Raw genomic sequence first — 11,141 nt, forward strand, 5'->3', positions numbered from 1 at the left:
TCCCCCCACCGTGCCCCGCTGCGCGCGTTTCCGTATCTTTCCCGAAAAGTCGCCGCGCTTCGTCGGTTCTTTCTCCACCCTCCTCGACCACGCCTCGCCATGTCCCGTCTCTTTTGCCGCGTCCATCCGAACTGCCCTATCGTTTTGCTTGTCCTCTTCTGGGGCGGCATGAGTCTCGCCGGGTGCCGGGCGGAGCGTGCCGAGGAGACGCCGTCGGTCGTGGAAACCGCCGCGCACGAACCCTCGGGCGAGGTGCTCCGGGCGGGCTTCCTGGCGGTGGAGACGGTCTTCAACTCCGAACTCATGGCGCCGTACGACGTGCTTCAGCACACCCGCTTCCGCGATCCGGATAACTATATCGAGACGTTCATCGTCTCCCCCGACGGGCAGCCGTTCACCACGTTCGAGGGCATCACCATCACGCCGCACTATTCGTTCGACGACGCGCCGCCCATCGACATCCTCGTCATCCCGAGCACGAACAACAGCATGACCGCCGACCTCGAAAATGAGCGGCTCATGGCATGGCTGAAGAAGACCGTCGCGAAGGCGAAGTGGGTCGTCACCGTGTGCGACGGCGCGTTTCCGCTGGCAGCCACCGGCGCGCTCGACGGCCGCGTCGCCACGACGTTCCCCGGCGACCGCGACCGCTTCGCCGAGATGTTTCCCGAGATCGACGTGCGATACGACGTGCGGTTCGTCGCGGACGGCAAGTTTATCACGTCGGTCGGCGGCGGGATGAGCTATGAGCCGGCGTTCTACCTCGTCGAGCGGCTGTACGGAAAAGAGCACGCCGCGCGCACCGCCGCCGGGCTGGTCTGGCCGTGGGACCTCGACGCGGCGCCGCATCTCGTCGTGCATGCGGAGTGAGCGACGCACCGGCTCGATCCTTTTGTACGCATCCGGTGCCCTCCTGCCTCGCCCGGGCGACGACCTCGTGCGCCTCGATCCGATCCCGTTTCTCGCATGAAACACGGGGCCCTTCGATGCCTCGAATGCCGGGCCGGATAGGGGGGACCCCCCGGTTGAAGTGTATGAAGGACAGACGGGAGAACAAAGCGGTTCTCCGAAGGTCCACAGTCACCAAAAGCACTTGAGGGACGACGATGACAAACAAGATGCGTACATGGATACCGGGATTGCTCGCGCTGGCCGTGGTGTTCACGTTCACGGCCTGCGACAGCCCGACGGCGGCGCTCGAAGAGGATGCGTCGGCGACGGAGACGACCGATGAGATGGCGGCGCTCGCCGAGGCGCTGGTCACGGATCTGAACCTCTCGGCAGGAGAGGCCGCATCGGTGACGCGCGTGATGACCGGTCAGGACGAGCACGGGCGGGAACCGGGCTTCCTGTGGTACGTGGCCGCCGACTTGCAGACCACGCTCACCGATGAGCAAAAGGAACGGCTCTTCGACCTGGTCGCGCAGTACGGCGAACGCGCCGGACTTCTCGGCGAGCCGGGCTTCCCGCGCGGCGGCTTCGGCATGGGACCGGGCGGCATGGGACCGGGTGGCATGGGACCGGGTGGCATGGGACCGGGCGGCTTCGGCGCTCCGCACGAAGGCGGCCTCTTCGACGGCATCCTGACCGACGAACAGATCGCCGCCGTAGAAGCGATCCGGGAGACGTATGCGCCGCAGTTTACCGAACTGATCGAGGCGCGGCGGGACGGGACGCTCTCGCATGAGGCGTTTCTGGAGGAGATGGCCGCGCTTCGCGACGCGATCAAGGCCGAGATCGACGCGCTGCTGACGGACGAGCAGCGGGCGGAGATCGAGGCGCGGATCGAAACGCGCCGCGCCGAGCACGAAGCCGAACGCGAGGCGATGCTCGAACAGGTGCGGGCGGCGATGAAAGACGCGCTCGGCCTGACGGACGAGCAGGCGGCCGCCGTGGACGAACTCTTCGCCGAACAGGAAGCCGAGCGCGAGGCGATCTTCGATCAGCTGCGCGAAGGCACGCTCACGCCCGAGGAAGCTTTCGCGGCCCTCGGCGCGTTGAAAGACGCCCAGCAGGCGGCCCTCGAAGCGCTCCTCGACGCGACGCAGTGGGAGATCGTCCTCATCCATGACGCGCTGACCCTCCGCACGCGGCATCTGGCCTTCGCGCGCCGCGGCGGTCCGGGACAGGGCGGCTTCGGGCAGAGGACGAACGGCTTCGGCGCCAACGGCATGGGCCACGGCCGACGCACGGGCGGATGACCCCCCGGCATGCACGGGGGAGCGGGACGACGGCGGCGACGCTTCTTCGTCTCGCTTCCCCGCGCCTCGCCGACACGATTTTTTGAACTCCTTTCGGGCGCGCGCCCCTCGGAACGATGAACGACGAAACGATGCTTCCCGACGACGACCGGGACCTCCGGCTGGCCCGCCGCCTCGGCGAGCGGTCGGCGGAGGGCCGTCTTCCGGAGCCGTCCGCCGTTTCGTCGGATGCGGAGGAGGCGGCGCTCTTCGAGGCGTTGTTGCAGTTCAAAGCCGAGACGGCCGAGGAAGTCTCTCCCGAGGTTTCCGAGCGCGTGTGGGCGAAGGTGATGCGTCGGATCGAGGCCGGGCGAGCGCGCCGTTCGCGGGAGCCTCGTCCGCTGCGCCTCGTCCGTCCGGCGTTCCCCGCGATGCGTTCGGTGTGGCAATGGGCGGCGGTGGCGGCGAGTGTGGCGGCGCTCGTGGTGGTGGGCTGGTGGCTCGCGCACCCGTCCTCGCCCGGGCCGGTGGCGGTGGCCGGGGCCGAGTCGGTCCGCTTCGTCGCCGGCGACGGCTCGACGGTCACGCTCCGCCCGCACTCGCGCCTGTACGCCGTGCGTACGGACGAGACCCGGATGCGGTACCGGCTCACAGGCGAGGCTTTCTTCGACGTGACGCCGAACCCGGCGCGCACCTTCGTCGTCGAAGCCGGACAGGGGCTGGTCTCCGTCCTCGGCACGCGCTTCGACGTGAGCACGTGGGGCCTGGAGACGACGGTGTACCTCGAAGCCGGCCGCGTCCGCTTCGAGCGCCCGGCAACGGGCGAGGCGGTGACGCTGGAACCGGGACAGCGGAGCGTCCTCACGCCGAGCGGCGCGCTCGAAGCACCCGAACCCGCCCCCTCCGACGAATACCTCGACTGGCTCCGCGGGGAGATGGTCTTCACGCAGCGTCCCCTTTCGCAGATCCTCGCCGAGCTGGCGCACCATTACGGCATTGTCTTCGACGCGCCGCCGTCGGTGGCGCACGAGACGCTCACGGGGCGCATCCTCCTCGGCCCGCCGGAGCAGGCGCTCCGCGACCTCGGCGTCGTCCTGGGCGGGCGCTTCGAGAAGGCGGGCGAACACCTGTACCGCTTCGTGCCCGGTTCATCGGACTAAAACCAAGATCGTTTGGCGCATGCGCGGCGCATCATAGCGACCCCGGATGCCCCTGCCGAACGTGCGGGGGGACGAACGGGAGGGCAGCCGAACGCCGCCCTCTCGTTTCGCTCGTTTATCCCGGTCCTGCTCCTGCTCGTCGTTCTCCCGGTTCGCCCCGCTCCGGCGCAGAACCGTCACGTCTTCGAAGCCGCGCCGCTTCGCGAGGTCATCGGAGAAGTGGAGCGGGTCACCGGCTATCGCTTCCTCTATCGCGACGCGCTCATCGGCGGCAAAGAGGTGACGTTCACGGCGGCGACGGAAGATCTCCTCGACGCCTTCGACCGGGCGCTTCGCCCGCTCGGCCTTCAGCTTCGGGTGGACGCCGCGCGGAAGCAGGTTTTCCTGACCGAAGCGGAAGCGCCCTCGGCTCCGCCTCCCACGATCCTCACGGGCGTGATCCTCGACGCCGAGACGGGCGCGCGTCTGTCGTTTGCCACCGTGTCCTGGCGCGAGGGCGAGCGTTTGCGCGGGACGGCGGCCAACGAAGCGGGCGTCTTTCACCTCCGCCTCGACGGGCTTCCGGACGGCCCGTACCTCGAACTGACCGCCTCGCACCTCGGTTATGAGAGCCGACGCATCCGCGTGACGATGCGTCGCTTGCCCGCCTCGTTGCCTATCCGGCTGACGCCGCAGCCGTTGCGCGGCAGCGAGGTGGTCGTCAGCGGCACGCTCCTCGCCGCCGACCTCGACACGACGTGGCGTCACCTCCTCCGGCCCGGTCTGTCCGCGCCGCTGGGGGAGAGCAACGTGCTGCGGACGCTTCAGAACCTGCCCTCGGTCACGCTCTCGACGGCGCTCACGCAGGGGCTCAACGTGCGCGGCAGCAAGGCCGACGGCTTTCAGGTCCTGCTCGACGGCGTGCGGATCTATAATCAGAACCACTTCTTCGGCCTCTTCGATGCGTTCAACGAGGACGCGCTTCAGGCGGTGGCCTTCTATTACGGCATCGCGCCGGCGCGCTTCGAGGCTCCGCCCGGCGGCACACTCTCGTTCGTCACGCGCACCGGCTCGCAGACGGGCTTCCGGAAAAAGGTGGGCTTGAGCAACACGGTGGTCCGGGGAACGCTCGAGGGGCCGTGGGCCGGCGGGCGCGGAAGCTGGCTCCTCTCCGGACGCCTCTCCTACCTCAACGCCATCGACTGGTTCAACAACGCCTCGATCATCGAGCAGGGGCTGAACGTGGTTCGCGAGACGAGCCTCTCGGCGGAGACGACGCGCCCCGGCGCCCGCGCGCTCTTTCCCGGCTCGTCCTCGGCTCGCTTCTTCGATCTCCACGGCAAGTTTTATCACGAGTCGGCGCGCGGCCGGCGGACGACGCTCAACGTGTACCTCGGCGGGGATGCGGCCCGGCACGAGGCCGAGCGCTTCGTCGAGCAGGCGCCCGGCGGCGCGATGCCGCACCTCGAGCGCCGGACCGTCGAGACGCGGAACGACTGGGGCAACCTCGCCGTCAGCCTCCGCGAGCAGCGCGCCCTCGGCGACCGGGTCTTTGCCCGGACCACACTCGCCCTCAGCCGGTATTTCAGCCGTTTCTCGAAAGACGATTTCACGTACGTGCCCATGTTCGGGGGGGCGGCGGGCATGAGGCCTCCCGTCGTGGCGCCGTTTGCGCAGAAGAACGAGCTCGTCGAACTCAAGCTCGCGCAGTCGCTCGACGCCGTTCCCCGCTTCGGCGGCGCGTTCTCGGCGGGCTATGCGCTCCACCGCTTCGACGTCGCCTATGAGGAAGACTCGGCCCGTCGGGCGCGGTTCGACGTGGCGCAAACGGCCGTGCAGTTCGATGCTTTCGCGCAGTACGACGCGCAACCGTTCCGGGCGCTCGAACTGGACGTGGGGCTGCGCGGGCATTATTTCTCGAACGGCCGCTTCGTCCGCCTCTCGCCGCGCCTGTGGGGGCGGCTCTTCCCGGAGCGCCGCGTCTCGTTCGGGCTCGGCTACAGCCGCAACCTTCAGTTTCTCCACCGCCTCTTTCTCGAACAGGCCGACGGCTCCGACATCTGGATCATGAGCACCGCCGCCGAGCCGCCGGGGAGCGTCGATCACGTCACGGCGGGCCTCTACGTGAAGGTGACCGAAACGCTCTTTTTTCAGGCCGAAGGGTACCTGAAAGATTTCGAAAACCTTCGGCAGCATGAGAATGGGCTGCTCCCGCCCCGCTCGCCGGATGAGAGCGTGCTCCTCAAGCCGTGGCTTCCCGACAACACGGCGCGGGCGCAGGGGCTCGAACTGATGCTCCGGTACCGGCTCGGCCCGGCGCTGTGGACGAGCAGCTTCACGTGGTCGAAGATGGAGATCCGGAACGATGCCCTCAACGGGGGCGAGCCGTTCTTCGCGCCGTGGGACCGCCGCCGGCAGTTCTCCACCCGTCTCGAATGGACGATGCGTCCCGGCCTCACGGGCAGCCTCGCGTGGCACTATGCCTCCGGCACGCCGAACGCGCTCGCCTTCTCCGACCCCGACGAGCCGCCCTTCCTCGGCGACTATCACCGGATGGACGTGAGCCTCGAATACCGCCGCCGCCTGGGCGGGCGTGCGCTGGAAGCGCGCGTGGGGGTCTTCAACCTCTATGACCGGAACAACCCGTGGTATCGTGCGCCCGTGGCCGTCGTCGGACAGGGGCAGCACCGGCAACGCCTCTCTTTCGTCAACGTCGACGTGTATGACCTCGGCATTCAGCCGTCCTTTTCCCTGTCCTTCGCGTTTTGACGTCCCCTTCGGTTAACCGGCGGCGGCTCCGGGCGGTCGCTCCGCGGGCTCCGGCCCGGCGCTCGGCCTTGGCCCTCACCCCGGCGCCTCGGCGAGGGGGTCTCGGCGCTCGCGGGGCACGATGACGAGCAGCCAGAGGAGGCCGCACAGGATCTGCATGAAGGCGAAGAGCCGGAAGCCCGAGCGCAGGTCGAAGAGCGCGCTTTCGAGCAGCAGGCTTGCGAGGAGGATGCTCACCGTGTCCGCGAGCATGACGAGCAGCCATTCGGTGGCGAAGACGCGCCCGCGGAAGCGGTCCTCGGTGCGTTCCTGAAGCAGGACCGTCGAGAGCACCCAGTTGGCTCCGCTGGCGGCATGCGCGGCCACGACGACGGCGGCCACGGCGTACGTCCACGGCAGGAAGCCCACGGCGGCGTAGGCGAGCCCGCTGAAGGCGACGCCCGCCCCGATGAGCGCGGGCCAGCGCCGCCGGTCCTTGAAGAGCGCCCGCGCCAGGATCGGGCCGACGCCCGTGCCGAAGCCGCGCGCGGCGAAGAAGATGCCGATGCCCATCGCGTGCGCCTCCGGCGCGACGGCCTCGCCGAGCAACGTGAGCATATAGACGAGCGCCCCGCCCGCCACGGCCCACGTCCCCTTTGCCAGCGCGATCCGGCCCACCCGCGGGCGCGCCCGCAGATGCCGCCAGCCGTCGACGATCTCCCGCACCACCGTGCGCACCCGAAGCGCGGTCTCCGGCGCGGCGGTGTCCTGCGGGATGACGGTGCGGAAGATGAAGAACGCCGACACCACATAGCTCAGGCTGTCGATGATGAAGACCGCCTTGAGGCCGAACCACGCCGCCGCGAAGCCGCCGAGTGCCGCCCCCAGCGTCAGCAACGCCGACCACGTGGCGGACATGAGCGCGTTCGCCGTCATGAGCTCGCGCGGCGTGGTGAGGTTCGGGATCGAAGCGCTCTGCGCCGGAGGAAACACCGACCCGATCACCACCTGAACCGTCGTCAGCACGTAGACGAGGTACACCTCGCCCGGCTCGTCGATGACGAGGAAGCCGAGCACCACCACGGCCCGGAGCAGGTCCGAGACGATCATCACGCGGCGGCGGCTGAAGCGGTCCACGAGCAAGCCGGCAAACGGCGAAGCCAGCGCCCACGGCAGCATCTTCGTGATGAACACCGCCCCGAGCGCAAACGGCGAGCCGGTCAGGTCGGTGACGAGGCTGTAGAGCGCGATGGTGTTGAACCAGTCGCCGAGGAGCGAGACGATGTTGCCGAGCCACAGCCGCCGGAAAGACACGTTGTGCCGGATCAGCTCGAGATAGCCCGCCTGCTCCGGGGCGGCCTGTGGATCGCTGGAAGGCTCGGGCATGGTTGGGTGCAGGATGAAGCGCGGCGGCCGGGCCGGGGGTCGGGGGGCCGCGCCGGACTCACGCCTCGTCGTCGATGACCACCTCCACGCCTTCGGACTGCGCCGCGCGCCGGGCTTCGGCGAGGGCCTCGTCGCGTTTGGCGAAGCGGCTGCTCTCGGTCGCCACGTCGTCGCGGACGAAGCGCCAGCCCCAGCCCTCCGCATCCCTGAAGACGTGCACGTTCTCGTCGGTCGCCTGTCCTTCGGCCGCGGCCGAGGCTTCCGGGCGGAGGAGCGGGAAGAGGATCACGTCGCGGATGGAGTACTGGTCGGTCATGAGCATGGCCAGGCGGTCGATGCCGACGCCGAGGCCGGCCGTGGGGGGCATGCCGTATTCGAGCGCGCGGAGGAAGTCCTCGTCGATTTGCATGGCCTCCTCGTCGCCGCCGGCGCGGAGACGGGCCTGCTCCTCGAAACGGGCGCGCTGATCGTCGGGGTCGTTGAGCTCGCTGAAGGCATTGCACAGCTCTTTCCCGTTGCAGATCACCTCGAAGCGCTCGACGAGTCCCGGCTTCGACCGGTGCCGTTTCGCCAGCGGACTCAGCTCCACCGGATAGTCGATGATGAACGTCGGCTGGATCAGCTTCGGCTCGACGAATGCGCCGAAGATCTCGTCGATGATCTTGCCGCTGCCCATCGTCTCGTCGATCTCGAGGCCGAGCGTCTCGGCGGCGGCGGCCAGCTCGTCGCGGCTCTTGCCGTAGAGGTCGTGCCCCGTCTCCCGCTCGATGGCTTCGAAGAGGGGGAGGCGCGGCCAGGGGCGGGCGAAGGAGATCGTGCGCCCGCCCACCGTCACTTCCGGCGCGCCGTGAAGCGTGACGGCCACGTGCTCGAGCATCTCCTCGACGAGGTCCATCATCCAGAAATAATCCTTATAGGCCACATAGAGCTCGAGCATGGTGAACTCCGGGTTGTGGAAGCGGCTGAGCCCCTCGTTCCGGAAGTCCTTTCCGATCTCATAGACGCCCTCGAAGCCGCCGACGATGAGCCGCTTGAGGTACAGCTCGTCGGCGATGCGGAGGTAGAGCGTCATGTCGAGCGCATTGTGGTGCGTGAGGAAGGGCCGCGCCGAGGCCCCGCCGTAGACCGGCTGAAGCACCGGCGTCTCCACCTCCAGATAGCCGCGCGCGTCGAGGAAGCGGCGGAGCGTGGTGATCATCCGCGCCCGGCGGCGGAAGACCTCGCGCACCTCCGGGTTGATGATCAGATCCACGTACCGCTGCCGATACCGGAATTCCTTGTCCGTCACCTCGTTGTAGACCTTGCCCTCGACCTCCTTGACGACGGGCAACGGACGGAGCGCCTTCGCGAGCAGTTCGAGCCGCTCGGCATGCACCGACACCTCGCCCATGCGCGTGCGAAAGACGAACCCCTCGATGCCCACGATGTCGCCGATGTCGAGCAGTTTTTTGAAGACCTGATTGTAAAAGCCTTCCGGGAGGTCGTCGCGGCGGATGTAGACCTGGATCTGCCCCGTGGCGTCCTGCACGTGGAAGAACGACGCCTTGCCCATGACGCGCTTCGAGAGGATGCGGCCCGCGATGGAGACGCGGAAGGGCTCCTTCGCCACGCCGTCCTCGCCGGGCTGATGCCGCTCGTCGTCGAACCGTTCGAGGATCTCGGCGGCGCGCGCCGTGACGTTCCACTGATACGGATACGGGTTGACACCCCGTTCTTCGAGAAGGGCGCGCTCTTCGCGGCGGCGACGCTCCTGTTCGGACATCGGTCGGTCGGTCATGGTTCGGATCGGTCGAGGTGAAAAGAAAAGACGCCGCCGCGCGGGCCGCGTCTTTTAAAATAAAGGTCGGCGGGGCTTCCGGGGCGGCGGCGCGGTTGTTTTTTCGAGAAACTTGCCGCGCCTGCCGGGGGCGCCGCCTATTGCGGATACGTCTCCAGCGGGCGGACGGTCATCTCGACGCGTTCGAGCGGCTGGTCGGCGAGGGCCGGATGGACGCGTTGCCCGGAGCTTTTCGCCGTGGGGGTCGTCGCGATGCGGTCGAGCACGTCGAAGCCGTCGACGACTTCGCCGAAGACGGTGTACTGCAGGTCGAGGAAAGGCGCGCCGCCGTGGGCGAGATAGTCCGCCCGCGCCTCGTCGGAGAAGCGGAAGTCGGGGATGTGCGAGGCTGCGCGGACCTGTTGTTCGATCTGCGCGAGCATCGCCTCGTCGATGGGGTTGCCGCCGTGGACGAGGTAGAACTGGCTTCCGCTCGACCGACGCTCGGGGTTCACCGGGTCGCCCTGCCGGGCCGCCGCGAGCGCGCCGCGCTTGTGATAGCGTTTCGGGGTGAACTCCGCCGGGATCGTGTAGCCCGGGCCGCCCTGCCCGTCGTTGTACGGATCGTCGTCCTTCGAATTGGGGTCGCCCCCCTGAATCATGAACCCCGCGATGACGCGGTGGAACGTGGTCCCGTCATAGAAGCCCTCGGCGACGAGCTTCTTGAAGTTGTCCCGGTGGGCGGGCGTCTCGTCATAGAGCCGGATGACCATGCGGCCAAACCGCGTGTCGATCTCATAAAAATTGGTCTCGGGCAGGTTCGGCGTATCGGTTTCGGAGGGCATGGCTTCGGTTTTTCGGGGAAGGTTTTCGGGGCGGGCGGAGGGCGTCTCGGCCTCGGAGGCGGCCGGGGCGTCGACGGAGGCTTGATTCGTTCGCGCTTCGCCGCAACCGAAGAGGAACGCGAGCGGAAGCGCGCAGAGGAGGATTCGGGTTCGCAGGTTCATCATGGAAAAACGGGGAATGCGTTCGGTTGCCGGGGGCGCGCGGCTTCACACACGTTCGGAGGCCGGCAGGGTTTCCTCAAAATACCGGAGGATGGCGAGGCGGAGCAGCTTCTCCTGAGCTTCGACGGAGAGGGTGGGCAGCGGGCGGATGCGCTCGCGGATCCAGAAGCCGTCGGCGTCCATCCCCACGCGCTCATAGAGCCCGAGGGTCTCGAAGACGACATAGGCGCCTTCCATGATGAGCGCCTGTTTGCGCGCCTTCGGCAGCTTCGGCTCGAAGCCCACCCCCCGCGCCTGAATGCCGATGAGGAAGAGCGTCGTCTCGAGGGTCGGCTCGCGGTCGAAGCGTTCCCGGAGCCACGCGGTCAGCTGTCGCCACCGCGCCTCGACGTCGGCGTCGTCGGTCTGAAGAAGTGTTTCGAGCGGGTCGGACATCATCCCATCCAGTGTTCGGCTTCTGCGAGGAGGGCGTGGTAGTGCCGCCGGAGCACCCGGGCGACGAGGGCGGCGAGGGTGCGCGCCGCGCTCGGCTTCGGCTGCCCGGCGACCATCGAGGCGATCTGTCGGAGGCCCGCTTCGAGCGCCTGAAGCGCCTCGGCAAGCGCGTACCACCACAGGCTTTCATCGACGTCCGGGGGCTCGGGTTCCGGGTCGAGGTCCATCATCTTCCACCCCGGCGCGCGGAGCGCCCCGCGCAACGCCTCGGCTATGGCGTCGAGCTCCAGGATCATCTCGGAGAGCCGTTCCCGTTGCCCGAGCGACATCGTCGCGGAAGCCACGGCCTGCTCGCGCGCCCGTATGCGCGCCAGCACCCGCAGCACGGCTACGACCACCGACTGGCAGGAGGCCGTGTCGCAGGCGCCCTCGGCGGCGAGCGCCTGCGTGCGCGCCACCTCGGCGCACGGCGGCGCTTCCGCCACGGCTT

General features: G+C 68.4%; 9 protein-coding genes. 4 read left to right on the forward strand and 5 right to left on the reverse strand.

What is annotated here, in order from left to right; genetic code table 11:
- The first annotated feature begins 99 nt into the window (after positions 1 to 99).
- The 4 genes from AC1HIY_RS14025 (at position 100) to AC1HIY_RS14040 (ending at position 6,088) form a co-directional block, all read left to right on the forward strand.
- Positions 100 to 870, forward strand: a complete 771-nt coding sequence (locus tag AC1HIY_RS14025) for a DJ-1/PfpI family protein (RefSeq protein ID WP_479577373.1) — start codon at positions 100 to 102, stop codon at positions 868 to 870.
- A gap of 248 nt (positions 871 to 1,118) precedes the next feature.
- Positions 1,119 to 2,201, forward strand: a complete 1,083-nt coding sequence (locus AC1HIY_RS14030; protein WP_479577375.1) for a hypothetical protein — start codon at positions 1,119 to 1,121, stop codon at positions 2,199 to 2,201.
- A 116-nt stretch (positions 2,202 to 2,317) separates the two neighbouring features.
- On the forward strand, positions 2,318 to 3,340 hold the full coding sequence (locus AC1HIY_RS14035; protein ID WP_479577376.1) for a FecR family protein: 1,023 nt from the start codon (positions 2,318 to 2,320) through the stop codon (positions 3,338 to 3,340).
- 12 nt (positions 3,341 to 3,352) lie between these two features.
- Positions 3,353 to 6,088, forward strand: coding sequence for a TonB-dependent receptor (locus AC1HIY_RS14040; RefSeq protein WP_479577377.1), 2,736 nt, complete (start codon positions 3,353 to 3,355; stop codon positions 6,086 to 6,088).
- Positions 6,089 to 6,163: 75 nt separating this feature from the next.
- Here AC1HIY_RS14040 and AC1HIY_RS14045 read toward each other — a convergent pair whose 3' ends face one another.
- The 5 genes from AC1HIY_RS14045 to AC1HIY_RS14065 form a co-directional block, all read right to left on the reverse strand.
- Entirely contained in the window at positions 6,164 to 7,453 is a 1,290-nt protein-coding gene (locus AC1HIY_RS14045; RefSeq protein ID WP_479577379.1) for an MFS transporter, read from the reverse strand.
- Between the two features lie 58 nt (positions 7,454 to 7,511).
- Positions 7,512 to 9,230 (reverse strand): lysine--tRNA ligase, encoded by a 1,719-nt coding sequence (gene lysS, locus AC1HIY_RS14050; RefSeq protein ID WP_479577380.1) that lies wholly within the window; start codon positions 9,228 to 9,230, stop codon positions 7,512 to 7,514.
- Positions 9,231 to 9,367: 137 nt separating this feature from the next.
- Positions 9,368 to 10,219 (reverse strand): peptidylprolyl isomerase, encoded by an 852-nt coding sequence (locus tag AC1HIY_RS14055; protein WP_479577382.1) that lies wholly within the window; start codon positions 10,217 to 10,219, stop codon positions 9,368 to 9,370.
- Between the two features lie 42 nt (positions 10,220 to 10,261).
- Entirely contained in the window at positions 10,262 to 10,654 is a 393-nt protein-coding gene (locus AC1HIY_RS14060; protein ID WP_479577383.1) for a hypothetical protein, read from the reverse strand.
- The coding region (locus AC1HIY_RS14065; protein ID WP_479577384.1) for a hypothetical protein at positions 10,651 to 11,141 on the reverse strand (491 nt) is incomplete at its 5' end. The genes AC1HIY_RS14065 and AC1HIY_RS14060, both read right to left, overlap by 4 nt.

The organism is Rhodocaloribacter sp., from assembly GCF_056451265.1.

Coding starts and splice junctions, on each gene's coding strand:
- AC1HIY_RS14030 (WP_479577375.1), top strand. CDS start 1,119: ATGCGTACATGGATACCGGGATTGCTCGCGCTGGCCGTGGTGTTCACG.
- AC1HIY_RS14045 (WP_479577379.1), bottom strand. CDS start 7,453: ATGCCCGAGCCTTCCAGCGATCCACAGGCCGCCCCGGAGCAGGCGGGC.
- lysS (WP_479577380.1), bottom strand. CDS start 9,230: ATGACCGACCGACCGATGTCCGAACAGGAGCGTCGCCGCCGCGAAGAG.
- AC1HIY_RS14025 (WP_479577373.1), top strand. CDS start 100: ATGTCCCGTCTCTTTTGCCGCGTCCATCCGAACTGCCCTATCGTTTTG.
- AC1HIY_RS14055 (WP_479577382.1), bottom strand. CDS start 10,219: ATGATGAACCTGCGAACCCGAATCCTCCTCTGCGCGCTTCCGCTCGCG.
- AC1HIY_RS14060 (WP_479577383.1), bottom strand. CDS start 10,654: ATGATGTCCGACCCGCTCGAAACACTTCTTCAGACCGACGACGCCGAC.
- AC1HIY_RS14035 (WP_479577376.1), top strand. CDS start 2,318: ATGAACGACGAAACGATGCTTCCCGACGACGACCGGGACCTCCGGCTG.